Here is a 25,313-nt window from a genome sequence, read left to right as displayed (position 1 = left end):
AAACAATGGAATTTAAGTCACTCAAAAACATCGAATCATCGTTCAGGCAGATACGCCTGTTCGGTATCGTCTTCCTCTCGTTGTGCGCCGTGATAACGGTATGGAGCGTGTGGAGTTCCTACCGCTTCGCAGAGCGGCAACGGGAAAAGATTTACGTGCTGGACAACGGCAAGTCGCTGATGCTGGCTCTCTCGCAGGACTTGTCGCAGAACCGTCCGGCGGAGGCAAGGGAACACGTGCGCCGCTTCCACGAGCTGTTCTTCACGCTCTCGCCCGAAAAGAGCGCAATAGAGCATAACGTGAAACGCGCCCTGCTATTAGCGGACAAAAGTGTTTACAACTACTATTCGGACTTCGCCGAGAAGGGGTACTACAACCGCATCATCGCCGGGAACATCAACCAAGTGCTGAAAGTGGACAGCGTGGTGTGCGACTTCAACGGCTACCCGTACCGTGCGACTACCTACGCCACGCAGAAGATCATCCGGCAAAGCAACGTCACCGAGCGCAGCCTCGTGACGACGTGCCGCCTCTTGAACTCGTCCCGTTCGGACGACAATCCCAACGGTTTCACCATCGAGGGATTCACCATCATCGAGAACAAGGATTTACAAACCATCAAAAGGTAACGGACATGAAAAAAATCAGGAAATCATTTTGGCGTGCGTACTGGAAGCTCCACGACAAAAAGAAAATGCTGGTGGCAAGGCTCAAAGGCTATCTGGACGGCTTGCCCCCGAAGACACGTAAACGCATCGTGCTGGCGATGCTCGCCGCCTTCGCGGTGCTTACCCTCTACACCTTCGGCAAAGCCGTCTATGACATCGGCAGGAATGACGGCAGCCGGATAGTAACAGACCATGCCGGACAGGTGGAACTGTCCGTAAAGCTGGAAAACAATCACAATGTAATACCTTATTTATATGGAACAGACGAAGAATGAACCTAAAAACGAAAACAAGGCGGCTCCTGACAACGGGAAACCGAAGAAGGAGCGCAAGCCGCTGACCGAAGCCCAAAGGCTGAAACGTCAGAAAATGATAGTGCTGCCCACTATGGTGCTGGTATTCATCGGGGCGATGTGGCTGATATTCGCCCCGTCTTCCGACAAGGAGCAGCAGCCGGGGACGGGAGGTTACAACATCGAAATGCCCGACGCGGACAAGGCGAACCGCCAGATCATCGGTGACAAGGCGAAAGCCTACGAACAGGGGGCGATGGAGGAACGTCAGGAGAACCGCAGCCGCACCATGCAGGAACTGGGCGATATGTTCGACCGAGAGGTGGCGGAAACGGACAGCGGCAGGGACTTCGACCTTGCCAATCCCGGCGGTACGGAAGAGAATGTGAAGTCTGCCCCGAAAACCATCCAGTCCTCCGCAGCCGCCTACCGCGACCTAAACGCCACGCTCGGCAACTTCTATGAGCAGCCGAAGAACGACAATGCGGAAATGGACGAACTGTTGGAGCGTATCGCCTCGCTGGAATCGGAACTTGAAAGCGAGAAGGGTAAAGCGTCCGCTATGGATGACCAAGTGGCACTCATGGAGAAGTCCTACGAGCTGGCGGCGAAGTACATGGGCGGGCAGAACGGCACACAGCCACCTGTCGGACAGGCGGCAGAGCCTTACCCCGTGCAGAAAACCGGAAAGAACACGGCTGCACCTGTCAGGCAGGTGGCGCATCAGGTGGTATCCTCGCTCTCGCAGCCGATGAGCAACGCCGAATTTGTCGCCTCCTTCTCGCAGGAGCGCAACCGCAGTTTCAATACGGCGGTAGGTGTCATGACCGTATCGGACAAAAACACCATATCGGCGTGCATCTATGGGGCGCAGAGTGTGACGGACGGGCAGGCGGTAAGATTACGGCTGCTGGAGCCGATGGCGGTGGCGGACAAAATCATCCCCCGCAATGCGGTGGTGGTCGGCACGGCAAAGATTCAGGGCGAACGGCTCGATATTGAAATCACGTCGCTGGAATATTCGGGTACGATTATCCCGGTAGAACTGGCAGTGTATGACACGGACGGGCAGCCCGGTATCTTCATTCCCAACTCTATGGAAATGAATGCCGTCAGGGAGGTTGCCGCCAACATGGGCGGCTCGCTGGGTAGCAGCATCAATATCTCCACCAACGCCGGGGCGCAGCTCGCCTCCGACTTGGGCAAGGGGCTGATACAAGGCACGAGCCAGTACATCGCCAAAAAGATGCGCACGGTGAAAGTGCATCTGAAAGCCGGGTACAAGGTCATGCTCTATCAGGACAGAGATTGAAAACAATAACAATCAACGACTAATAAAAAAACAACAACCCAATTTTATTTACCACTAAAATCCAAAGTAATGAGAAAAGTAATCATCATGTTTGCCCTCGCTATGGGCATTGCAACTGCCAATGCGCAGGAGAACGTAACCGTTGGAACGGACAATGGAAGTGAACAACCGACCTTGACAAAGGAGGTCTATCCGCAGAAGGAGGCGGACGGCGACCTGTATCACGGGCTGACAAAGAAGCTGACCTTCGACCGCATGGTTCCCCCGCACGGCTTGGAAGTGACCTACGACAAGACCGTCCACGTCATTTTCCCCTCGGAAGTGCGCTACGTTGATTTAGGCTCGCCCGACCTGATTGCGGGCAAAGCCGACGGAGCGGAGAACGTCATCCGCGTAAAGGCTACCGTGAGGAATTTTCCGAACGAAACCAATATGTCCGTGATAACGGAGGACGGTAGTTTCTACACCTTCAACGTGAAATATGCAGCCGAACCGCTGCTGCTCAACGTGGAGATGTGCGACTTCATCCATGACGGCGAGAAGGTGAACCGTCCGAACAATGCGCAAGAAATCTATCTGAAGGAACTGGGCAGCGAAAGCCCGATGCTGGTGCGCCTTATCATGAAGTCCATCCACAAGCAGAACAAGCGTGAAGTGAAGCACATCGGCTGCAAGCGATTCGGCATCCAGTACCTGCTGAAAGGCATCTACACGCATAATGGGTTGCTCTATTTCCACACGGAGATAAAGAACCAGAGCAACGTGCCTTTCGACGTGGACTACATCACATGGAAAATCGTGGACAAGAAGGTGGCGAAGCGTACCGCCGTGCAGGAGCAGATTATCCTGCCGCTCCGTGCGCAGAACTACGCCACGCTCGTGCCGGGCAAGAAGAGCGAGCGCACGGTGTTCACGATGGCGAAGTTCACCATCCCCGACGACAAATGCCTCGTGGTGGAACTCAACGAGAAGAACGGGGGTCGTCACCAGTCTTTCGTGATTGAGAACGAGGACTTGGTACGTGCCAATACCATCAACGAACTTCAAGTGCGCTGACCATGAGGAAGTACATCGCAATAATTATCGCGTCGCTTGCCCTGTTTACGGGGCAGGCGCACGCCCAGCGATGCCTGCCGAAGATGCAGGGCATCGAGATCAGGGCGAACATGGCGGACGGTTTCAATCCCGGAGGCAACGATGGTGGGTACAGCTTCGGAGCGGCTCTTTCCACCTACACGAAAAAGGGGAACAAATGGGTGCTCGGCGGCGAATATCTGTTGAAGAACAACCCTTACAAGGACGGGAAGATACCCGTGGCGCAGTTCACGGCGGAGGGGGGATACTACTTCAAGATACTTTCCGATGCCCGAAAAATCGTGTTCGTCTATGCAGGGGCTTCGGCTCTTGCCGGATATGAATCGGTGAACTGGGGCGAAAAGGTGCTGCATGACGGCTCCACGCTCCATGACCGGGACGCCTTCATCTACGGCGGTGCGCTGACGCTCGATATGGAGTTTTATGTGGCAGACCGTATCGCTCTGCTCGCCAACCTCCGGGAGCGTTGCCTGTGGGGTGGCGACACGAGGAAGTTTCATACGCAGTGGGGCGTGGGCATCAAGTTCATCATTAACTGACGCACCGCATGGAACGGACGGAAATCGACGCCATGAGGCATATACCCCTTGCGGACTTCCTCGCACGGCTGGGACATGAGCCTGTCCGAAGAAGCGGCAACGAATTGTGGTATCGTGCGCCATATCGCAATGAGCGCACGCCCTCTTTCCGAGTGAACGTGGCAAAACAGCTCTGGTACGACTTCGGACTGGGCAAAGGTGGCGACATCTTCACGCTTGCCGGGGAGTTTATCGGAAGCAACGACTTCATGGAACAAGTGAAGTTCATAGCGGAAACCGCCAATATACCTATGCCTGTTCCCGAAGTGAGCAAACCGACTTTCCTGCCTAAACCGTCAGAACCTGCCTTTGAGGGAGTGGAAGCCGTCCCGCTGTTTCGTTCTCCACTGACGGACTATCTGGCGGAACGGGACATTCCTTACGGCATTGCATCCCGGTATTGCTGCCGACTGAATTACGGTGTGCGTGGCAAGCGGTATTTCGCCGTCGGCTTCCCGAATATGGCGGGCGGATATGAAATCCGCAGCCGCTTCTTCAAGGGATGCGTACCTCTGAAGGATGTGTCGCTGGTCAAGGCGGAAGGCTCTCCGGCTGACGTGTGCAGCGTCTTTGAGGGCTTCATGGACTTTCTTTCCGCCGTCACGCTCGGATTGGAAACGGGCGATTGCCTTGTGCTGAACTCCGTTTCCAACGTGGAAAAGGCGATGAAGTATTTGGACGGTTACGGGCGCATAGACTGTTACCTCGACCGTGACGAAGCCGGACGGCGCACGTTGGAAACACTGAAAGGACATTATGAGGAACGTGTCTGCGACCGTTCTGCCCTCTATGACGGTTGCAAGGACTTGAACGAGTATCTGCAACTGACAACGAAAAAAAGAAATGAACAATAACTTAAAAATCAAAGAACAATGAACATACTGAACAATAAGAACAAGAGAACATCAATCTTCAAGGCGTTGGCACTCTGCCTGTTCGCCGCTGTGTCGCTCACGCTCGTGTCGTGTGACGACGACATGGACATCCAGCAATCCTATCCCTTCACGGTGGAAACCATGCCCGTGCCGAACAAGGTAACAAAGGGGCAGACGGTGGAAATCCGCTGTGAACTGAAAAAAACAGGCGACTTCGCCAACACCCTCTATACCATCCGGTATTTCCAGTTCGAGGGAGAAGGTACGCTGAAAATGGACAACGGAATCACGTTCCTGCCCAATGACCGCTACCTGCTCGAAAACGAGAAGTTCCGGCTGTACTATACGGCGCAAGGTGACGAAGCGCACAACTTCATCGTAGTGGTGGAAGACAATTTCAGCAACTCCTACGAATTGGAGTTTGACTTCAACAACCGTAATATGAAGGATGACGGGGCTATCTCTGTTGTCCCCATCGGAAACTTCAAGCCCCTTATACGATGATGCGTGTATTCATGGCTATCCTCTGTTCGCTTCTGGCGGTCTGTTCCGTGTCCGCACGGGACAGACGCCATGAGGAAACGGACAGGCAGGCGACTATCTACCGGCTGCCACCATTTGAGAGAGCGGTGCGATGCACGAAATATTTTGAGGGTTGGCACTCTGAAAAACATTACCCGTATGTGGGATATGGGCATAAGTTGTTACAGGGCGAAAGGTATTCGGCACGCACCATGACGAAGCGGCAGGCGGACGCGCTTCTGCGGAAAGACCTACGGAAGTTCTGCGCGATGTTCCGGCAGTTCGGGAAAGATAGTCTGCTCCTTGCCACGCTTGCCTACAATGTCGGTCCATACCGTTTGTTGGGAAACGGGAAGATACCCAAAAGCACGCTGATCCGAAAGTTGGAGGCTGGCGACAGGAACATCTATCGGGAGTATATTGCTTTCTGCAACTACAAAGGGAAACGGCACGCCATGCTGCTCAAACGAAGAAAGACAGAGTTTGCGCTGCTGTATGTACCATAAAAAGTAAGTGTCCGACAACATAAACTCCGATGAAGTTGGGGATGCTTTATCGGAGTTTATGTTATATCAATATTTTAATTGATGGTCAGTACTTGATTTTACAAGTGACTCATTCAAGTAGTTTCGCTTTTTTCATGTAACTTTGCAAAAAAATAAAGGATATGGATAGACAATTACCGTATGAGATAAGCTACAAGACGATTGCTTTTTGGCGCAATATCGAAAATGGATTCCTCTGGAGTACATTCATATGTTCAATATTACTCCAAACGTTCCAAATAAATTGTATAAGCCATTCATTAGATTCTATAAAATGGATTGCTAATTTATTTAATGTTTTGAATTATATTTCTATTATAGGGTATGGTTTATTATATATAATCGTAGAAATTATAATGCAACCTATGGCTGCTAATGAAAGACGGAAAGGATTTATCGACAATTCATTAGGCACGAAATTGCTGGAAAAGCCAGTTTTGAATTATTACGATAATGATTCTATTGAGAAAGGACCATATAAAATGTTGGTTAATTGTTATGAGAATTGTTTTTTTACATATAATATCATTAAAGTGATGTTGCCTAAAATGGCAATAAAGAACACAATACTATTTGGTTTGCTTTTGATATTTGCATACTACGGAATAAAAGATAACGTCGTTGCCATACCATTCTTGCAACTATTTTTATCGTCATTGTTCTTAATAGAACTGATATACCACATAGCATTCTTTTTTAGATTAAAGAATTTGTGTGATAAATTCAAACAAATTTTTAGCACACCTAAATCAACTAAAAATAAAACTATTCAGGATGCTATCTATATGGTACTTGAATATGAAACGACATTGGCATATAATAAATCTCCGAATAGCAATTCTGTGTACAAAAAACTAAACAATAAATTAACAGAAGAATGGAGCTGTATAAAACAGAATTATGATATTCGATAAATTAGACAAATATACAACAGAAAGTGTATTACAAGGACATCCCGATAAAATATGCGACCAAATAAGTGATGCTCTTTTAGATGCTTTCTTGATGCAAGATTGTAATGCCCATACAGCAATAGAATGCTTGGGAAGTGGTAATAATTTAATTGTTGCTGGAGAAATTAGTACTCAAAATAAAAGGGTTGATATTGAGAAAATTGTCAATGATGTATATCAATCCATAGGCTATTGTGAAAAATTAAACATACTGAACTTTTTGACTTCACAATCAAGACAACTAAATGATGCTGTTATGAACGGTGGAGCTGGCGACCAAGGTATTGTGTATGGTTATGCTATAAACAATCAATATAATTATCTTCCGTATGGTGTATATTTATCTAATTTAATAGCCAAAGAGATTGATACGTATAGAAAGAGCGTAGATTATCTCCTCCCTGATGGGAAAGTACAAGTTACAATTAGCGAAAATAATCTTGAACAATTGATAATCAATGTACAGCATAAGGAGAATGTTCATCCCGATTTCATTGAAAATGAAATAAAACAGAAGGTTTTAACTCAACTGATTGATTGTATAAATGTAGATATTCAGATAAATAGGAAATCAAAATTTTATAAAGGTGGGTTTGTTAACGATACAGGATTAACTGGTCGTAAAATAATGATAGACACTTATGGCGGTTTGGTAACACATGGCGGAGGTGCTTTTTCTGGAAAGGATCCGAGCAAAATAGATAGAAGTGCTGCTTACATGGCTCGATTTGTTGCAAAAAACATAGTCGCAAACGGATTAGAAAAAGAATGCAAAATAGCAGTGGCTTATTTGTTTGGAGAAGAACAGCCTACCATGCTAAATGTTTCCACAGACAAAGAATCCAATTCTACAAAATTGAAACAATTTATTCTATCAAAATTCGATTTTAGACCTAATGCAATAATTGAGTTGTTAAAATTAAAGAATACTATATATCAACCAACTTCTATATACGGACATTTCTCTAATCCTAATTACAATTGGGAACAAATCATATCTTTATAAGACTGGTTTTATCGAAGATTGGCACAGAGGTTTCTTTGCTACTTTCTTTGTCCGCCATCCTGCTCACTGAAAGAAAGTAGGCGGCTTTTGCCGCCCACCCACTCAAAAACGGGTGTAAAGTCCCGTTACCATCGTGAACATTTCCTCCAGCATATCGCAATATATCCCCTCGTGCGTTTCAATGTCCTTCGTCCTGCACTCGAATGTCTTTTTGCTGAACGTCCTGCGGTAGAAGCGCATATTGTAGAGGTCTGCCCCTCCGTCATAGATGATGTCAAGGCGGTTGGCACTCGTCTTGTTCCTCGCAAGGCTCATGCGTAAGCCGTTGCCCATGTCTATGAAGTCTTTGCTTCCCGTCATGGCGGCAAAGCGTCTGCCACCTATCTGCTCCAAAATTGTCTTTGCTATCATATTCATTCTTCTTTGGGTGCTATGTTCGGGCGGTGCGGACACCGCCCGAATGTTCAAAATTCTGTTTTCTCGGCTATGGGGGTGTTCCTTTCCAACCATGTTTTCACACACTCCATATTGTACTCGCTCGTTATGACTGCCGTATGGCTGTCAATGGCGGTAAACCGACTGCTCTCATAGTCCTCTACCCATCCTTTAAGGGTTTCAACTCCCCACGCTTCGGCATCGTCAAAGATGCCGTCCAATTCCGTGATGGGCTTGCTGAACTTGACTATCAGCGTTTGGTAGCCTGATTCGTTCATCGCTTGTCCTCCTTTCCTCTTTTTGCCGTCAGCCACTTGTCCCGTGCGGCTCGGCACTCGTCCAAAGTGGGTTTCACACAAGAGAATAATTCCCCGTCCGTGTGGCGGTAGTCGTACTGCACAAGTGTCCGCTTGCGTCTGCCGATACCCGTTTGGAACTTCTCGTATTTCTCTGTCCCTGCTTTCGTGCAGGTGCTTACTCCGTTGATGGTCATCCGTGTACTCATAATCGTTGTTTTTAGATGGTTAGAAATGTACTGACAACACTCTGCTCCGCATAACCATTTCGGGGTTACTCGTATAGCGTTGGTGCAGGTAGAAATGATGTGAGCCGAAGCCGTAAAGGAAGAACTTGTCAAGTTCGTGTTTCTCGGAAAAGTCCTTTACGCTTGCCCTTAACTGCTCCTCACTCTGACAAAAAGTGAGGAGGTTCATAAATGCAAGGAACATCGTGGGAATTTTATCGTCCCACAAGCAAACCATGCTTTCAAATCTTACTTCCATATTATTCTGTATTATAGGTTGATATTATGCTGCGTTCATACGCTGACGGATAAGTCCGGCATTGTCCTCCACAAGTCGGATGATGCGGTCGTGGTACTCGGTATTGGAATTGCATACCCCTCTGCTTTGTACCACTTTCAGCGTTTTCAGTGACACTTCTATCGTTTCAATCCGTTTGCCGTCAATGGTGGCGGATAGGATAAGGGAGTTTGCCTTGTTGTGATAACCGCCCACACAATGGTGCATTATCCGCCCTTCTTCTTCCATTTCCTCAACGCTCTCTATGACCTTGATGCAGATAAGGCTGTCGGAGAACACAAGTCCGAAGAAGATGCCTTTGGCTTTCAGATAATTCTTCTCGTCCTCAATCGCCTTTTGCCGTTGCTGCTCCGTCCGCTCACGCTCCCTTTGCAGGTTGCGTTTTCTCACCAACTTGTCGTGTTCCGCTTTGAGGTCGGTAGGGCAGACGTACTTCGGGCTGTTCGTATCCTTGCCGAAATGACGCAGGAGGTCGATGGTGTCACGCCACATGGAGCCGTCCGAAATGGTGTAACCGTTGCGGATACATATCTTGACGGATGCCCAATACCGCTCCATGTCAAAGGAACTGCGGATATAGTAACGCAACATAGTATATTGCCCTGCCTTCAAGAGTGTTTCGGCTCGGCTGTCGGAAAGGATAGCCGTGAAAAGGTCATACGGTAGTATGTTGTGGTAGTCCCCCTTGAAACCGTTACGTTTCAGTTCGGGAATGAAACGCTGTCGAGGATGGGTGCATACTGGGGCAATATCGTATGCTTGGAGTTTGTTTTGCTTGCGTACCTCCATGTCGCTGTATTCCGCCCATTGGTCGTAATACAACATTGACATACCACGCAGTCGGGCAACGGTCGTTGTCTTTCCATCGGGTGAAATCCACCTCTGCACCACTTCATAAATTGAATACTCGGCTGCTTGCCCTGCCTTGTATCGGGACTTGACGAAGAAGAAGCGTATCACTTGGTACTGCCTGCTGGTCGTAACGATGGAGAAATACTCATTGTCGTTGAAAACGCTCTTTCGGGTGCGCAATGCTTCCAACTGCATACCGCAATGGGGGCAGGTGCATCCGCAAAGGGTGTCTGCAAGGTCGTGGTCGCTCTTCCACGAATGTCCGCACTCGGTACAGATGTTCGTGCCGTCCGCTCTCTTGATTGCGTAGTGTTTGAAGCAATGACGGAAAGCGTATGCCTTTTGCGTGGCGGTCAATCTCGGTAGTCGCTTGCTCAGATGTGCGACTTCCTGCTGTATATGTGTTCTCGGTTTCATAAGCCTAAATCAAATAATGAGGGTTGTTGTACTTCTTGGGTGGTCGCTTTGGTGGCGGTTCTCGGCTTGTTGCGGTTCTGCAACTTGCGGACTTCCTCCTCTTGATATTGTCGGATAGCCTTCTGACGTGCTTCCGCCTTTTCCTCTGCGGTGAGTTCCACCACATGGTTCACGGCTACTTGGCATTGGATAGGCTTGCCCACCTCTATCTCGTTCTCGTCATAGTAGTGTACGACTTGTCCGTATATCTCCCCGTCCGTGAAGCCGTTGCAACCGCTTTTCTGCACATAGTTCAGAATGTAGGTCACGCAATCGTCTATGTTCTTGGCAGGGTTACGGTATTTCTTGGCAAAGAGCGCATCTTCCGCTGCACGTTGCTCCAAATACATCTGTATCGTTCTCTTGAAATGGTCTGTCGTTTTCATATCGTTATCGGTAAGATTAAAGGGTGAATAACCAAAGGATGAAGCCGAATAAGGCGATTGCGGAAAGGATAGCCACGATTATGCCTATCGCCACTCGGGACACTCCGTTTACTATCTCTCTGACGATACCCCAAAGGATGCCGAACACCCAAAGGGCGGTGCGCATGATTAGGGCGCATATCGCAAGCCCTATGTATTGCGCCACTTGTCTGAAGTCTGCCGTTGCTGTCATATCCTCGCTATTTTTCAAGTTCTACAATGTTGTCTATCCTGCCGTATAGGTATCTACGAAGTCCGGTCTTGTCCGTTGCCTTGTATTCCGTCCAACGTCCGTATTGGCACACGAGAAACGTGCGGAGTACATCGGAGAAGTCAAACCTCCAGCCTTGCAGGGGGACTGCGCTCTTGAAATAGGTGTTGCTATTCACCTTTTCGGTGAGCCAATCTTTTTCCTCTCGGTTCATCTGTCCTCCGTTGTTCAGTTTTTCACGAAGGATGTAAACCTTACTGCCTTTCAGTGCTTCCAATGTCGGCACTTCCCAAGCCACGAATTTTGTTGCCATTGTTGTTCCCATATCTGTTCTGTTTTTGATTTTTATTTTTTATGCGGATTCAAGAGCTGAGGGAGTTGAGTTTCAAACTATCTTATCTGCCTCTCGTTTATCCGACATTTTTTTTATGCGTCTTTCTGTCGCATCGGTCGTTTTCGTTTCGGGTGCTTAAAAAGGTAGGGATTAGGGAATGCAAGGTTTTTCGAGAAAAATACTACCCGCAGGGCTGGAGATTTTTCCCGAAAACAGGAGGCTTGACCTTGCTTTCCCGTCAAATCCCGAAATTACCTTTGCGCCCAGAACGGAAATGACTGCCTGATGCGGCCCACTGAAAGGCGCGAAAATGGAGGTAAACGGAAGTAGAGGCAGATTAGACAGAAAACTTCAAAAGAGAAATCCGTGAAAAAAGGAAGTCCCCCCAAAAAAGGACATAGCCGGTAGCATGAAACCGAGCAAACCACCTGCAAGGAAGTATGGTTTTATCTGTCCGGCCGGACGTGTCGGGGCGGGCAGATAAAATCATTCTTCCCTGTTTGCCTGCTGTGGGTGACGGCTTGTTCCATTTATGGGCAAGCGGTCATACACGGCTTTCCGCTTCCGGCTCAAAAGAACGGCGAAAAAGAAAAATCATCTGAAAAGCCGTAAAAACACCTCTTTGGCATAAGCACAAAAGAAATGGGCTTTGCCTCATCAGTCTAAACTGTTGCTTAGGCGTGAGGCAAAGCCCTTTTCTCCGCTTATGCAGTAGTCGGCACACGTTCGTTCAAAATCCTTTTGGGCGATGGTGTACCGACGAATAAAGCCGCTTTTACGGAAAAACTTGTATGAGATAGAAAAAAAATCAGGGAGATTCATATCAAAATCTCCCGTTTTATTGTTACTTTTGCATACGAAGAGTTCTTTGAAGGTTACGCAACGCGCAGAAGAATAATGCAGCAGATAACTAACTAAATCGTAACCTATTACTATCATGAGCGATTAACATACGCTCATTTCCAATAAAATACACTCTTTTCGTAACTTCCGAATGCAAAAATACGATTTTCCCGCCACATACGGCCACTTGTTTGAAGGAAAACGTTATCTTTGCCGCAGAAACATATAAACAAACGGAACATGAAAAATACATCCAAACTACAAAACAAGACATTCAAGTTACTGTTCTTCTGCGCCTTGCTTTTCTTTGTCCATACCTCAGCAGCCGGGCAAGAAAAGATTTCTTCAAACGCCGATTTGGCAGAATTTGATTTTGGTGTCCGGGAATTGGAAACCAATTATGCGGGATTTCCCACTTTCGTGACAGAGCAAACCCGAGATCAATATGAAGCACTAAAAGCCCGTTGCCGCCAGCAAGTGGACAAGCAGGGGCGAAAGTCCTGGGAAGCCTTGGGCGAACTTTATGCCTGGTTTGGCGATTTCCACTTACGGGCAGGCGGCTATTCCCAGCCCTACATGCGGAAAATACCCACGTATGAAGAGATGAAAGAATACAACCCCACCAAAACCTTCCGGAAAGTGACTGACCATACCTTCCTCATCCGCTTCCCATCCTGTATGGGAGATGACCCGACACTGGAATGGGTACATCAGTCCATTGACGCCTACCTGACCTCAGGATGCGAGAATCTGATTATTGACATACGAGGCAACGGCGGAGGAACCGATGACATATTCAACCCATACGAGAAACTACTGTACGACCGGAAGGGGTATGTGGACGGAGTCGAAATACGCAACACACCCGCACACATCGCCGAGATGGCAGAGATAGAATTGGATTGGCTTCAGCAAGTGGTGGAAACCATGAAAAAGTCGCAAGACGAATTTGTGGCCATGACGCCCAGACAAGTAGACATCGCTTATGATACCATTTCCCCACTCCCCCGCCGGGCAGCACTTGTTATAGACGGCCAAGTAGCCAGCGCCGGCGAACAAATGGTTCTGAATCTGCGGTCGTGCAGCCAACGCACCACCATTTACGGACAAGACAACACGAAAGGATGCCTTGACTATTCAAATTGCCGCGGCGTCAACCTGCCCCAATCCGGCATTACTCTTTATATCCCCATGACACGTTCCTGCCGCCTGCCCGATAAAGGTATCGACCAGACAGGTATTGCACCCGATGTGCGCATCCCGCTACCCCTGCCCGAAACCTTGACCGACAACGTGGACACATGGACGCTGTGGGTAGCCAAGGAATTGGAAAAGGAACCCGATTCACTTTAAAGGCCTCCACAAAAAAAGATATGTTTTGCAACATTCAGTTAGCAGATATTGTTATGGATTTATAAAAGAAGGCCAATTAAAGAAAAATTTCTTCAATCCCGATTTTCTTTCAGAAGAAAATAGTACTTTTGTACGCGGAAAACAAGGGGGTGCCCTTCGAAGCAGGTCCGGACGGACACGCCGAGCCGCCTCCCGCAAAACGCTAAGGTAAAAAGAGATTATTCACAAAAATACCAATTTTAAAATCTTAAAAGAAATGGCAAATTTAGATTTAAGCAAGTACGGTATTCAGGACGTAAAGGAGATTCTCCACAACCCGTCTTATGAAGTATTGTTTGAAGAAGAGACCAAAGCTGGTCTGGAAGGCTACGAAAAAGGCCAGGTAACAGAACTGGGCGCAGTAAACGTAATGACTGGTATCTACACCGGCCGTTCTCCTAAAGATAAATTCTTCGTTTATAACGAAGCCAGCAAGGACACTGTATGGTGGACTTCCGATGCATACAAGAACGACAACAAGCCCTGCTCCGAAGCAGCTTGGGCCGACCTGAAGGCCAAAGCCGTTAAGCAGCTCTCCGGCAAGCGTCTGTTCGTTATGGATACATTCTGCGGCGCCAACCCCGCTACTCGTCTGAAAGTACGTTTCATCATGGAAGTAGCATGGCAGGCACACTTCGTAAAGAACATGTTCATCCGTCCGACAGAAGAAGAACTGGCCAACTACGGCGAACCCGATTTCGTATCGTTCAACGCTGCCAAGGCTAAGGTTGACAACTACAAGGAACTGGGTCTGAACTCTGAGACAGCTACTGTATTCAACCTGAAGACCAACGAACAGGTTATCCTGAACACTTGGTACGGCGGTGAAATGAAGAAGGGTATCTTCTCTATCATGAACTACCTGAACCCGCTGCGCGGCATCGCTTCCATGCACTGCTCTGCCAACACCAACATGGAAGGCACTGACACTGCCATCTTCTTCGGTCTGTCCGGTACAGGTAAGACTACCTTGTCTACTGACCCGAAGCGTAAGCTGATCGGTGACGACGAGCACGGATGGGACGACGAAGGCGTATTCAACTACGAAGGTGGTTGCTATGCCAAGGTTATCAACCTCGACAAGGAAAGCGAACCCGATATCTACGCTGCCATCAAGCGCGACGCTTTGCTGGAGAACGTAACAGTTGACGCCAACGGCAAGATCGACTTCGCCGACAAGAGCGTAACGGAGAACACTCGTGTTTCTTATCCTATCTACCACATCGAGAACATCGTTAAGCCGGTATCCAAAGGTCCTCACGCTCACCAGGTAATCTTCCTGTCAGCTGATGCCTTCGGTGTATTGCCTCCTGTATCTATCCTGAACCCCGAACAGGCTCAGTACTACTTCCTGTCTGGTTTCACCGCCAAGTTGGCCGGTACAGAACGTGGTATCACTGAACCGACTCCGACATTCTCCGCTTGCTTCGGCGCAGCCTTCCTGAGCCTGCACCCGACCAAGTATGCAGAAGAGCTGGTTAAGAAGATGGAAAAAGTTGGTGCCAAGGCTTACCTGGTTAACACTGGCTGGAACGGTACCGGCAAGCGTATCTCCATCCGCGATACTCGTGGTATCATCGACGCTATCCTGGACGGTTCTATCGACAAGGCTCCGACGAAGACTATCCCGTACTTCGACTTCGTAGTTCCTACCGAACTGCCGGGCGTAGATCCGAAGATCCTCGATCCTCGCGACACTTACGACTGCGCTTGCAAGTGGGAAGAGAAAGCAAAAGACCTGGCTGGCCGCTTCATCAAGAACTTCGAGAAGTTCACTGGCAACGAAGCTGGCAAGAAGCTGGTTGCTGCTGGTCCGAAGCTCTAATGCTGAATAGAACAAATTAAACATATGTGAAAGCGGTTCTTGGTAATCAAGAGCCGCTTTTCTGTTTTTATTCATTTTCTTGTTTTTTATAAACAATTTCCTAATTTTGTACAAAAAAAACAAGGGAAATGACTTATCTGGACACAGACAAACAAACTTTGGCTGATTTAAGCATTGTAGAAGGCATGCGCAACGAACATCCTCTCTGCTCCTTGTTCTCTGCAACAGAAACCAAAAAAGGGAAACAACTGATGCTTCATTGGATTACTTATCCTCTGAATGACATATCTGCTATACGAAAAAGGCAGGAAGCCATTGCTTGGCAGAACTTGCCCGAACTCCCTTTAAATGAAGAAGAACTTGACTTCATTGAATATTACTTGGAATACCGAGACCAGATCAGAAAACCCAATATTCTAATCTCACTCACTTCAGCCTTCGACCGTTTGCTAAGGCACGATGCCAAACGGTATGTCATCAAACGAGGCGTTATTTTAATCATACGATTCATTAGTGTCCAATAAAAATGGACGAGTTAAAAAATTAATCAAATAGTCCTTCAAAAAGGGGATAATCGAGTTCTTTGATATCGTTGAAATCAGTCTTATCGAACAGGTCACGTAAGTTCGTTTTGTCCGTTAGAGAGATGCTTAGAATCTGCAAAACTTCATAAGTTGAGCGTTTCAATTGCATATCGTGTTGGACAATAGCTACAAGACAGTATGTGATAATAGCTACACTGATTTGAATGCGGACAGCGTTTTCCGTTGTGCCCCAGAATCTTTTTATTTTAAGGTGCTGCTTTAGCCATTTGAAGAATAGCTCGATCAACCATCTTTTCTTATAGAGATTAGCAACGTCCAATGCAGAAATATGTGTTGCGTTTGTCAGGAAAGTGAACTCACGGTCACCCTCTTCATCGTAGTAACGAATGAATCGGAATGACTCGGTATATTTCTTCTCTGAGAGATATCCGGTCAGTTTCACTTCAGCATCTGTAAGTACATACTTAGGCATCCTACGCTTCCATTTAACCATTGTGTATTTCAAGTTCGTTTTAGCTCTGACAACGAAAAAGGAACCTGTCAGGTGTATCCTATATAGTTCCTTAAAAAAAGTCATAAGCCCTATCGAACATATAATAAGCATTTGGTTCATAATGGATTGAACACATCTCTGTAGAGTCGTGCTTCGATGCTGTGGTTACAGTATAGAAGGCAGGAACTTGTGCTTCAATGTCATATAAGACATGAGCTTTCACTCCTCCTTTCTTTCTTCGGAACTTCGCCCATGGAAATGTGGCTAGACACAACGGAATGGTTGTTGAATCAAAAGCGTACTTATTTCCTGGGATTTCCAAGATATTGGTCCCTCGCTTTTCGCAAGCTTCCTTCATTATATAGAATGCGAAGTCTTCAAAGATTCTGTAGTCACGATTCTGATTAGCATAAGCGAGAGTGGCTTTGGCTATTGGATGGCGTCCCAAACCAAGATGATACTGCTTAGCTCGGTGTGCTTCAAAAGCCACAATTAGGTCGCGAAGACTCTCACGATTGCTCAGTTGTCCGAACATCATAGCAAGCAGCTGATTCCAGCAGGTGAATTGCTTCACGTAGCGATTGCCATCATACTTGCGAACGAAGTTGTTGAACTGGGTTCTGTTCAGAAAAGCGGTAAGTTGAGCGAATACGTATTTATCTTGGTTCATAAGCGGCCTTCAATTTGACCGCTAAGCTACGAATTCAAATCCGTTTCATTCTAAAGGACTGCTTAAAAGACTGTATTTCAATAATTTCAAAGACCGATTAGCTAACTTTTATTGGACAGTAGTGCATACGATTATTAAATCAACTGGAACTGTTACGAACAAATCTTCCAAAAGATGCACCTTTACTTCTGAAAGAAATTGCACAGAGCATTCAATATACCATGTACTCCAGTGAGTTAAAAGAAGTAATAAAGCACTCTAAAGATAACAAGACACATCTCTCTACCTATATTTTTGACAGATATGACTATTTGTTCCGTTGCACCCACTTAGAATTGGTCAGAGAACTGCTTTCACANGCGGTAAGTTGAGCGAATACGTATTTATCTTGGTTCATAAGCGGCCTTCAATTTGACCGCTAAGCTACGAATTCAAATCCGTTTCATTCTAAAGGACTGCTTAAAAGACTGTATTTCAATAATTTCAAAGACCGATTAGCTAACTTTTATTGGACAGTAGTGATTTTTCCTGTTGCAATGTAAATTCCTTGCAAAAATCATCGGCCATACAATAAATCTCTGTAACTTTAGACTCTGGAAACATAGTGGTAATCGTTTAAATCTTATAATTCAGCACTATAAATTTAATACTTTTATCGCTATGTTTCTAATTATCACTGAAATATATTTATTTTTATTTCGAACTCACGTTATTTATATACTGGATGCATGCCGTAGCGCACACCGTACAGCCACCAGCAAAGGTTACTGCTGTTGTCCGGGAATGACAACGTCAATGGATTTCTCCATCAATGGCTTTGTACATCCGTTCACTGAAAAAGCGCGCAAGAATAACTGGAAGATGGACAATGGCAATATCTGTTTTTTCACAGGCTCCAATATGGCCGGCAAATCCACCACACTCAAAGCAATAGCCATTGCTGTATAGCTGGCACACTGCGGCTTGCCAGTTCCTGCCGTATCAATGACTTGTCCGGTTTTTGACGGAATCTATACATCCATCAATCTTCCGGATTCATTGCGCGATGGCAGGAGCCATTTTATGGCAGAGATTCTACGGATAAAAGAAGTTCTTCAAAAAGCAAAATCCGGCAAACGATGCCTGATAATACTGGACGAAATGTTCCGTGGGACAAATGCGCAAGATGCTTTCGAGGCTTCTGTTGCCGTAAACGAAATACTTAAGAAATATTTACATTGCTCATTTCTTCTCATATCTACCCATATTCTGGAATACGCCCAACATTTTGAAAAAGACAAGACATGCTGTTTTTATTATATGGATTCAAAAATTGAAAATGGCCAATTCCTATGCTCTTACCAACTACGCCAAGGGATATCCGAAGCCAAAGTCGGATACTGGTTGGTAAAAAAGGAATTGGGAGGATTATAAACAAAAAGAAGTTTCCACTTTTCTCAAGACTTTTTTTGTTGTCAACCGTTTCACTCCCCTATGTGCCCTAAGCTATCGCCCGCCCGTCACCTTCAACAGGAAATCGGCAAAGGCCAGGGCCGACTTCTTCCGATAGGTTCCCTGAGGCCAGAACAGAAAGCCGCGCGACGTCAGACGGTCGTTGCACAGGATAGGGATCTGTACCAGTTCCGGCTCCCCGCGGACGGCTGCCTGCGTCAGGATGGTTCCCCACTGCCCGCTCTTCAAAGCATGAATGATGGTGTGCACATCGTCTATCTCAATGCACGCCGCAAGGTCCATCTGATGCCGGCGGAACAATTCCTCCACCTTCTCCCTCGTAGCAAATCCACGTGCTGGCAATATCAACGGCGTCCGCGTCAGGCGCTTCAGAGTGACGGAAGAAAGACCGGCCAGCGGATGCGAGCGATGGACGATGAAGTTGAGTTGCGAAGAAAAGAGCGGAATCGTTTTAAACTCGTCCGCCAACCCTTCCGGCTTGAAAGAAAGCACAAAGTCGGGACCGCTGCCGTCCAAGCGCTTCAACAATTCCTCGGAGGTGGCGAACGTCACTTCCACCTTCACCTTGGGATGAGCTTCCGAGAAAAGCTTCAGAGCCGCTATCAGCAGGGGGCTCATGCTGTAGGTCACCCCGATACGCAATACTCCCGTCTCAATACCCTTTAAGTCACGGATAATCTGTCGGCCGTCCTCGGCGTCGTGAATGGCCCGGACGGCATAGGGCAAAAAGGCACAGCCTGCCTCGGTGGGCGCAATGCGCTTGCCGATGCGGTCAAAGAGCAGCACGTCCAGCTCGTCTTCCAGCTGCTTGATCTGTTGCGAAAGCGTACTTTGGGAAATGTGAAGCACGCGGGCAGCTTCCGAGAAATTCTGCCGCTCACAGGCTTCCTTGAAATACTTCAGTTGTCGTAATTCCATGTATCAATCGTTTTTGACTATAAGGTTTATCGAAAAAATGTATTTCGCAAATATATATAAATATTCCATCCATCCTTATATTTGGCCGCAAAGAATGAAAAAACGATATGAGAAAGACTACCGGCACCTTAACAAATGGCAAAAAAGCTGTCGTCCTGTACTACAGCCATCGAGGAAAGACCGCTGCTTATGCCCGCGAAATAGCCATGTACCTCTGGTCGAGAGGACTGAACGTCAGGCTCAGCTCCGTCTCGGATGCCAAGCCTGAAGACCTGCAGGAGTATGATTACCTGCTCGCAGGCTGCTGGACCTGCGGATGGTTTGTCGTAGGCCAGCATCCGCATACACGTTGGAGGGAGTTTGCCCGGCAGATACGAGGCCGTATGGATGCGGCCCATACCCTTCTCTTCACCACCTACCGCATCAGGACCGGCAGCATGCGTCCGCGCATGAAACGTGCTTTGGGAATCCCCGCCACACAGCAGGTACCTTTCCTGAAGTCACGAAACGGACGACTGTCTTCCACAGACAAAGTGCTGCTGGACCACTTTATCGGAACACCCCCTATTCATTAACTATAAAAATGTGATATCGTATGAAGAATAAGAAACTGACAACCGCTGCAGGAGCTCCTGTAGCCGACAACCAGAACGTAGCCACCGCCGGACGACGCGGTCCGATGCTCTTACAAGACGTATGGTTCCTGGAAAAACTGGCCCACTTCGACCGCGAAGTGATTCCCGAACGACGCATGCATGCCAAAGGCTCGGGAGCTTTCGGCAAGTTCACCGTGACCCACGACATCACTCCTTACACCAAAGCAGCCATCTTCTCGCAAATCGGGAAGGAGACGGAAGTCTTTGTCCGCTTCTCCACCGTAGCCGGAGAGCGCGGTGCCGCCGACGCCGAACGCGACATTCGCGGATTTGCCATCAAATTCTATACGGAAGAGGGCAACTGGGACCTGGTGGACAACAATACGCCGGTCTTCTTCCTGCGCGACCCGCTGAAATTCCCCGACCTGAACCACGCCGTCAAGCGCGACCCGCGCACCAACATACGCAGCGCACGCAACAACTGGGACTTCTGGACCCTGCTGCCCGAAGCGCTCCACCAGGTGACCATTACCATGAGCGACCGCGGCATTCCCGCCTCCTACCGCCACATGCACGGCTACGGAAGCCATACCTTCTCGCTCATCAACGCCGAAGGCAAGCGTACGTGGGTAAAGTTCCACCTCCACACCCAGCAGGGCATCAAGAACCTGACCGACCAAGAGGCCGAGGCCATCATTGCCAAGGACCGCGAAAGTCATCAGCGCGACCTGTATGAAAGCATCGAACGGGGTGACTTCCCCCGCTGGACCATGTACATCCAGCTGATGACCGAAGAACAGGCTGCAGACTGCCCGTTCAATCCCTTCGACCTCACCAAGGTATGGTCGCAGAAGCAATACCCGCTCATCGAAGTAGGCGTACTGGAGCTGAACCGCAATCCAGAAAACTATTTCGCCGACGTGGAGCAGGCCGCCTTTAACCCGGCCAACGTCGTGCCAGGCATCAGCTTCTCTCCCGACCGCATGTTGCAGGGCCGCCTCTTCTCCTACGGCGACACACAACGCTATCGCCTGGGCGTCAACCACCACCAAATTCCCGTGAACCGCAGCCGCTGCCCCTTCCTCAACATGTACCACCGCGACGGACAGATGCGAGTGGACGGTAACCACGGCTCTACCTTGGGTTACGAACCCAACGGCTACGGTGAATGGCAGCAGCAGGGCGAATACAAGGAACCGCCACTCGAACTGGACGGCGCTGCCTACCAATGGGACTACCGCGAAGACGATTCGGACTACTACTCGCAGGCCGGCGACCTGTTCCGTCTGATGTCGCCCGCCCAGCAACAGGTGTTGTTCGAAAACACGGCCCGATCTATGGGTGACATTCCTGAAGAAATCAAAGTCCGCCATATCCGCAACTGCCTGAAAGCCGACGAGAACTACGGCCGTGGCATTGCCCATGCCTTGGGCATCGCCATGACACACCCCGGACTGGCAGAATGCTGAACCTGAAGCTGCCAGACAATTATCACCACAGACGATGCGGCATGATCGCAAACGGCCCGCCATTCATTGTACGCCGAGTGGAGAGCCCTGCGACAATCCGGATTCTCTGTGGTGATTTTCTTGCCACTACCTGAATCCAACCAAGAAAAAACATAAAAAACAGACGGGAAAACCTACTTATTGGAATATTTCTTGTAGCTTTGCTAAAAACATGTTACAAACCTCAATAAATAGACTTATGAAAAAATACATCTTACTTGCCTTGCTGACCGCAGGCATTTTCTACCTGACCTCCTGCCAGTCAAAATCCAGCCGCATCGATGATCTCAAGGAATTTGTGGAAGATATCCAAAAAGACAGCAAAGACTACACCCAGGAGCAATGGGAGAAGGCCAATGAAAAGTTCGGCCAACTGCTCGAGAAAATCAATTCCTACGACGACCTCAGCGAAGAAGAGCTGAAGGAAGTGGCCAAGCTGCAGGGCCAATACGCCGCCACCGTCTTCAAGAACAGCGGAAAGGCCATCATGGAACAAATGGAAAAGGCAGGCATCGCCCTCGACGGTTTCCTGGAGGGCATTGACAAGGGGTTGGACAACGAACAAGAAGCGCAAGAAGAATAATGATTATCAAACCAAATTAAACGATTATGAAACTATTGAAAGGAATCCTGGGCGGGCTTTGCCTCTGCACGGCCATCAGCTGTACGGCTCCCGCCTCGCAAAAAGAAAACACTGTTGCTGCTGAAGGCCTCAGCCAGTCAGAAGCAGTCATCAAGACCATCATGGACCGTCGCAGCATTCGCCAGTACAAACCGCAGGCCGTGAACCGCGACACGATGCAAATCATCCTGAAGTGTGGTATCAATGCCCCCAACGGCATGAACAAGCAGTCGTGGGAAGTGCGCGTAATGGACAACCCCGACTACATCAACGGCGTGACGGAGCTCTACAAGAAGGCCAACCCCAAAGCGGCCGAAGACCCGTCGTTCAAGAACATGTTCCGCAATGCCCCCACGGTAGTATTTATCGCCAACGACCCGTCGTATGACTGTTCGCAGATAGACTGCGGTCTGCTGGGCGGTAACATGATACTTGCAGCACAGTCCATGGGCATCGGTTCCTGCTGTCTTGGCGGTCCCGCCCGCTTCATGAAATCACCCGAAGCAGCCGAATATCTGAAGAAACTGAACTTCAGTGAAGGCTATGAACTGCTCTACTGCATTGCCTTTGGCTATCCCGACGAAGCTCCGGCAGCCAAGCCGCGCAAAGCAGAGAAAGTACAGTTCATCGACTGATGTCCCGATACTCCCGAATATAAATGAACAGAGGCGGACCTTGCGGGTCCGCCTCTGTTCATTTATAATATAGCATTAACGGTTCAATTCTTGTTGGCACGCTTGCGCTCCGTCTCGTCCAGGATAATCTTACGCATACGCATGGACTTGGGAGTCACTTCCACGTACTCGTCGCCCTTGATGTATTCCAGCGCCTCTTCCAGCGAGAACTGTACGGGCGGGATGAGACGCGCCTTCTCGTCGGAACCACTGGCACGCATGTTGGTCAGCTTTTTCGACTTCGTGACGTTCACCACCAGGTCATTGTCGTGCGAATGCTCGCCCACCACCTGACCGGCATATACCTCTTCCTGCGGGAAGATAAAGAACTTGCCGCGGTCCTGCAGCTTGTCGATGGCATAGGCAAAAGCCGTTCCGCTCTCCATGGCAATCATCGAACCGTTAGTACGACGCTCAATCTCACCCTTGTAGGGCTGGTATTCCTTAAAGCGGTGTGCCATGATGGCCTCGCCTGCACTGGCAGTCAGCACATTGGTACGCAGACCGATGATACCGCGCGACGGCATGTCGAACTCCAAGTTCACACGGTCGCCGCCTGCCGTTTCCATCTTCACCATTTCACCCTTACGGCGCGTCACCATATCAATGATTTTGCTGGCATATTCTTCGGGAACATTCACAGTCAGCTCCTCGACTGGCTCGCACTTCACACCGTCTATCTCCTTGTAGATAACCTGCGGTTGGCCTACCTGCAATTCATATCCCTCGCGGCGCATGGTCTCGATCAGGACAGAGAGGTGAAGCACACCACGGCCCGAAACAATCCACTTGCCATCTTCCTCGCTCTTCTTCACGCGCAGGGCCAGGTTCTTGTCCAGCTCCTTCATCAGGCGGTCGTGGATGTGTCGCGAGGTGACATACTTGCCTTCCTTACCAAAGAAAGGAGAGTCGTTGATGGTGAAAAGCATGCTCATGGTCGGCTCGTCGATGGCGATAGGCGGCAGCGGTTCGGGGTTCTCGAAATCGCAGATAGTATCGCCGATTTCAAATCCTTCGATGCCGACCAGCGCACAGATGTCACCCGATGAAACCTCGGGTACACGGACGCGGCCCATGCCTTCGAATGTATGGAGTTCCTTGATTTTAGTTTTGATAATCGTACCGTCGCGTTTGGCCAATGACACGTTCATGCCCTCCTTCAGCGTACCGCGATGTACGCGGCCGATGGCGATACGTCCCGTGTAGGACGAATAGTCGAGCGAAGTAATCAGCATCTGCGGCGTTCCCTCCAGCTGCTGGGGAGCAGGGATGTTCTCCAGAATGCAGTCGAGCAGCGTGGTGATATTGTCCGTCGGCTTCTGCCAGTCGGTGCTCATCCAGTTGTTCTTGGCCGAACCGTAGATGACGGGGAAGTCCAGCTGGTCTTCCGTAGCATCGAGGCTGAACATCAGATCGAACACCATCTCGTACACTTCCTCGGGACGGCAGTTGGGCTTGTCCACCTTGTTCACTACCACGATGGGCTTCAACCCGATTTGCAAAGCCTTCTGGAGCACGAAGCGTGTCTGCGGCATGGGGCCTTCAAAGGCGTCGACCAGCAGGATGCAGCCGTCGGCCATGTTGAGCACACGCTCCACTTCACCGCCGAAGTCGCTGTGCCCCGGGGTATCGATGATGTTGATCTTGGTGCCTTTATAGTTGATGGACACGTTCTTCGAAAGGATTGTTATCCCTCGTTCGCGTTCCAAGTCATTGTTATCCAGCATTAATTCACCTGTGCTCTGGTTGTCCCGGAAAAGATGTCCGGCCAGCAGCATCTTGTCTACAAGCGTCGTCTTGCCGTGGTCCACGTGGGCAATGATGGCAATGTTTCTTATGTTCTGCATATAATACCTATTATTTCGGGCGCAAAGTTACAATTTTTGCCCTATATTTGTGGTATCTCAAAGAAAAAAATGCTGTAAATCATTGCCATATCAAAGATAATGTCTACCTTTGCAGCCTCGAAAGAGAATATTATCAACCTTTTAATTCAAAACATTTATGTATTTAGACGCTGCTAAAAAGCAAGAAATCTTCGGCAAGTACGGAAAGTCTAACACTGATACCGGATCGGTTGAGTCTCAGGTAGCATTGTTTTCCTACCGTATTGCTCGTCTGACTGAGCACATGAAGCTCAACAGAAAGGATTATAGTACTGAGAGAGCTTTGACAATGTTGGTAGGCAAACGCCGTGCGTTGCTCGACTACCTGAAGGCCCGTGACATCAATCGTTACCGTGCCATTGTTAAGGAACTCGGCCTGCGTAAGTAATCTTACCTGCGGCAAAGAAATGAAGAGGGTGTATCCTTGCGGGTGCACCTTCTTTCTTTATCATTATCCGTCATTGCCCGGCCTAAAAAGGAGAAGAGGCCATGCGCCTCCAAGCGCATG

Annotated in this window: 27 protein-coding genes and 4 pseudogenes; 19 read left to right on the top strand and 12 right to left on the bottom strand. The window is 48.6% G+C overall.

Features of this window, described 5'->3' with window-relative positions; genetic code table 11:
* The first annotated feature begins 5 nt into the window (after positions 1-5).
* From traK to metK, 10 genes are all read left to right on the top strand, one after another.
* Positions 6-629 (top strand): conjugative transposon protein TraK, encoded by a 624-nt coding sequence (traK, locus tag BQ7483_RS15875; protein ID WP_007656465.1) that lies wholly within the window; start codon positions 6-8, stop codon positions 627-629.
* Positions 630-634: 5 nt separating this feature from the next.
* On the top strand, positions 635-943 hold the full coding sequence (locus tag BQ7483_RS15870; RefSeq protein WP_072546557.1) for a TraL conjugative transposon family protein: 309 nt from the start codon (positions 635-637) through the stop codon (positions 941-943).
* Positions 924-2,273, top strand: a complete 1,350-nt coding sequence (gene traM, locus BQ7483_RS15865; protein WP_072546556.1) for a conjugative transposon protein TraM — start codon at positions 924-926, stop codon at positions 2,271-2,273. Before BQ7483_RS15870 ends, traM begins: the two co-directional genes overlap by 20 nt.
* 69 nt (positions 2,274-2,342) lie before the next feature.
* Positions 2,343-3,329 carry a conjugative transposon protein TraN gene (gene traN, locus BQ7483_RS15860; RefSeq protein ID WP_072546555.1) on the top strand — a complete coding sequence of 329 codons (987 nt, stop codon included), beginning with the start codon at positions 2,343-2,345 and terminating at the stop codon, positions 3,327-3,329.
* Positions 3,330-3,331: 2 nt separating this feature from the next.
* Positions 3,332-3,907: a conjugal transfer protein TraO gene (locus BQ7483_RS15855; RefSeq protein ID WP_072546554.1), complete on the top strand. Its 576-nt coding sequence runs from the start codon at positions 3,332-3,334 to the stop codon at positions 3,905-3,907.
* A gap of 8 nt (positions 3,908-3,915) precedes the next feature.
* Positions 3,916-4,800 carry a toprim domain-containing protein gene (locus tag BQ7483_RS15850; protein WP_072546553.1) on the top strand — a complete coding sequence of 295 codons (885 nt, stop codon included), beginning with the start codon at positions 3,916-3,918 and terminating at the stop codon, positions 4,798-4,800.
* Between the two features lie 18 nt (positions 4,801-4,818).
* Entirely contained in the window at positions 4,819-5,325 is a 507-nt protein-coding gene (locus BQ7483_RS15845; RefSeq protein ID WP_072546552.1) for a DUF3872 domain-containing protein, read from the top strand.
* On the top strand, positions 5,322-5,849 hold the full coding sequence (locus BQ7483_RS15840) for a glycoside hydrolase family protein (protein WP_072546551.1): 528 nt from the start codon (positions 5,322-5,324) through the stop codon (positions 5,847-5,849). Before BQ7483_RS15845 ends, BQ7483_RS15840 begins: the two co-directional genes overlap by 4 nt.
* 161 nt (positions 5,850-6,010) lie before the next feature.
* Positions 6,011-6,802, top strand: a complete 792-nt coding sequence (locus BQ7483_RS15835) for a hypothetical protein (RefSeq protein WP_072546550.1) — start codon at positions 6,011-6,013, stop codon at positions 6,800-6,802.
* The gene (metK, locus tag BQ7483_RS15830) at positions 6,789-7,847 is read left to right on the top strand and encodes a methionine adenosyltransferase (RefSeq protein WP_072546549.1); all 1,059 of its coding nucleotides are present in this window, start codon (positions 6,789-6,791) and stop codon (positions 7,845-7,847) included. Before BQ7483_RS15835 ends, metK begins: the two co-directional genes overlap by 14 nt.
* A 102-nt stretch (positions 7,848-7,949) precedes the next feature.
* Here metK and BQ7483_RS15825 read toward each other — a convergent pair whose 3' ends face one another.
* From BQ7483_RS15825 to BQ7483_RS15790, 8 genes are read right to left on the bottom strand one after another with little or no spacing between them, the layout of a single operon-like run.
* Entirely contained in the window at positions 7,950-8,258 is a 309-nt protein-coding gene (locus BQ7483_RS15825) for a hypothetical protein (RefSeq protein WP_072546548.1), read from the bottom strand.
* Between the two features lie 53 nt (positions 8,259-8,311).
* The gene (locus BQ7483_RS15820; RefSeq protein ID WP_072546547.1) at positions 8,312-8,617 is read right to left on the bottom strand and encodes a DUF6956 domain-containing protein; all 306 of its coding nucleotides are present in this window, start codon (positions 8,615-8,617) and stop codon (positions 8,312-8,314) included.
* Positions 8,557-8,787 carry a DUF3873 domain-containing protein gene (locus tag BQ7483_RS15815; protein WP_072546546.1) on the bottom strand — a complete coding sequence of 77 codons (231 nt, stop codon included), beginning with the start codon at positions 8,785-8,787 and terminating at the stop codon, positions 8,557-8,559. Before BQ7483_RS15815 ends, BQ7483_RS15820 begins: the two co-directional genes overlap by 61 nt.
* Positions 8,788-8,806: 19 nt before the next feature.
* Positions 8,807-9,064 carry a hypothetical protein gene (locus BQ7483_RS15810; protein WP_072546545.1) on the bottom strand — a complete coding sequence of 86 codons (258 nt, stop codon included), beginning with the start codon at positions 9,062-9,064 and terminating at the stop codon, positions 8,807-8,809.
* A 24-nt stretch (positions 9,065-9,088) separates the two neighbouring features.
* Entirely contained in the window at positions 9,089-10,372 is a 1,284-nt protein-coding gene (locus tag BQ7483_RS15805) for a PcfJ domain-containing protein (protein WP_072546544.1), read from the bottom strand.
* Complete coding sequence (locus BQ7483_RS15800) at positions 10,369-10,797, bottom strand: PcfK-like family protein (RefSeq protein WP_072546543.1); 429 nt, start codon at positions 10,795-10,797, stop codon at positions 10,369-10,371. The genes BQ7483_RS15805 and BQ7483_RS15800 overlap by 4 nt, the downstream gene beginning before the upstream one ends.
* A 16-nt stretch (positions 10,798-10,813) precedes the next feature.
* Positions 10,814-11,029 (bottom strand): hypothetical protein, encoded by a 216-nt coding sequence (locus BQ7483_RS15795; RefSeq protein WP_072546542.1) that lies wholly within the window; start codon positions 11,027-11,029, stop codon positions 10,814-10,816.
* 7 nt (positions 11,030-11,036) lie between these two features.
* Complete coding sequence (locus BQ7483_RS15790) at positions 11,037-11,372, bottom strand: hypothetical protein (RefSeq protein ID WP_008653285.1); 336 nt, start codon at positions 11,370-11,372, stop codon at positions 11,037-11,039.
* Positions 11,373-12,464: 1,092 nt separating this feature from the next.
* Here BQ7483_RS15790 and BQ7483_RS15775 point away from each other — a divergent pair.
* The 3 genes and pseudogenes from BQ7483_RS15775 to BQ7483_RS15765 all read left to right on the top strand — a co-directional run.
* Positions 12,465-13,577 (top strand): S41 family peptidase, encoded by a 1,113-nt coding sequence (locus BQ7483_RS15775; protein ID WP_072546541.1) that lies wholly within the window; start codon positions 12,465-12,467, stop codon positions 13,575-13,577.
* 256 nt (positions 13,578-13,833) lie between these two features.
* On the top strand, positions 13,834-15,441 hold the full coding sequence (gene pckA, locus BQ7483_RS15770) for a phosphoenolpyruvate carboxykinase (ATP) (protein ID WP_022020228.1): 1,608 nt from the start codon (positions 13,834-13,836) through the stop codon (positions 15,439-15,441).
* Between the two features lie 128 nt (positions 15,442-15,569).
* A pseudogene (locus BQ7483_RS15765) lies at positions 15,570-15,953 on the top strand (MutS-related protein); the annotation flags it as partial.
* Positions 15,954-15,984: 31 nt separating this feature from the next.
* Here BQ7483_RS15765 and BQ7483_RS18275 read toward each other — a convergent pair.
* Positions 15,985-17,149, bottom strand: a pseudogene (locus tag BQ7483_RS18275) (IS4 family transposase).
* Between the two features lie 504 nt (positions 17,150-17,653).
* Positions 17,654-17,752, bottom strand: a pseudogene (locus BQ7483_RS18080) (IS982 family transposase); the annotation flags it as partial.
* A gap of 105 nt (positions 17,753-17,857) precedes the next feature.
* Here BQ7483_RS18080 and BQ7483_RS15750 point away from each other — a divergent pair.
* Positions 17,858-18,562 (top strand): annotated as a pseudogene (locus tag BQ7483_RS15750) (MutS-related protein); the annotation flags it as partial.
* Between the two features lie 72 nt (positions 18,563-18,634).
* On the opposite strand, the gene BQ7483_RS15745 reads toward BQ7483_RS15750, so the two are convergent.
* Positions 18,635-19,519: a LysR substrate-binding domain-containing protein gene (locus BQ7483_RS15745; protein ID WP_072546539.1), complete on the bottom strand. Its 885-nt coding sequence runs from the start codon at positions 19,517-19,519 to the stop codon at positions 18,635-18,637.
* 107 nt (positions 19,520-19,626) lie between these two features.
* Here BQ7483_RS15745 and BQ7483_RS15740 point away from each other — a divergent pair, with 107 nt between their 5' ends.
* The 4 genes from BQ7483_RS15740 to BQ7483_RS15725 all read left to right on the top strand — a co-directional run bounded on the left by BQ7483_RS15740 (position 19,627) and on the right by BQ7483_RS15725 (position 22,880).
* A complete protein-coding gene (locus tag BQ7483_RS15740; protein ID WP_072546538.1) occupies positions 19,627-20,094 on the top strand; it encodes a flavodoxin family protein in 468 nt (155 codons plus the stop codon).
* 20 nt (positions 20,095-20,114) lie between these two features.
* On the top strand, positions 20,115-21,584 hold the full coding sequence (locus BQ7483_RS15735) for a catalase (RefSeq protein WP_072546537.1): 1,470 nt from the start codon (positions 20,115-20,117) through the stop codon (positions 21,582-21,584).
* A 238-nt stretch (positions 21,585-21,822) separates the two neighbouring features.
* Positions 21,823-22,206: a DUF6565 domain-containing protein gene (locus BQ7483_RS15730; protein ID WP_072546536.1), complete on the top strand. Its 384-nt coding sequence runs from the start codon at positions 21,823-21,825 to the stop codon at positions 22,204-22,206.
* A gap of 26 nt (positions 22,207-22,232) precedes the next feature.
* A complete protein-coding gene (locus BQ7483_RS15725; protein ID WP_072546535.1) occupies positions 22,233-22,880 on the top strand; it encodes a nitroreductase family protein in 648 nt (215 codons plus the stop codon).
* Between the two features lie 83 nt (positions 22,881-22,963).
* Here the strand turns inward: BQ7483_RS15725 and typA are convergent, their stop codons facing one another.
* Entirely contained in the window at positions 22,964-24,766 is a 1,803-nt protein-coding gene (gene typA / locus BQ7483_RS15720; RefSeq protein ID WP_072546534.1) for a translational GTPase TypA, read from the bottom strand.
* A 157-nt stretch (positions 24,767-24,923) separates the two neighbouring features.
* Here typA and rpsO point away from each other — a divergent pair, with 157 nt between their 5' ends.
* On the top strand, positions 24,924-25,193 hold the full coding sequence (gene rpsO / locus BQ7483_RS15715) for a 30S ribosomal protein S15 (protein ID WP_022020222.1): 270 nt from the start codon (positions 24,924-24,926) through the stop codon (positions 25,191-25,193).
* Positions 25,194-25,313: the final 120 nt, after the last annotated feature.

Source organism: Mediterranea massiliensis, assembly GCF_900128475.1.
GTDB lineage: Bacteria > Bacteroidota > Bacteroidia > Bacteroidales > Bacteroidaceae > Bacteroides > Bacteroides massiliensis_E.
This window is presented reverse-complemented; position numbering and strand designations above follow the sequence as displayed.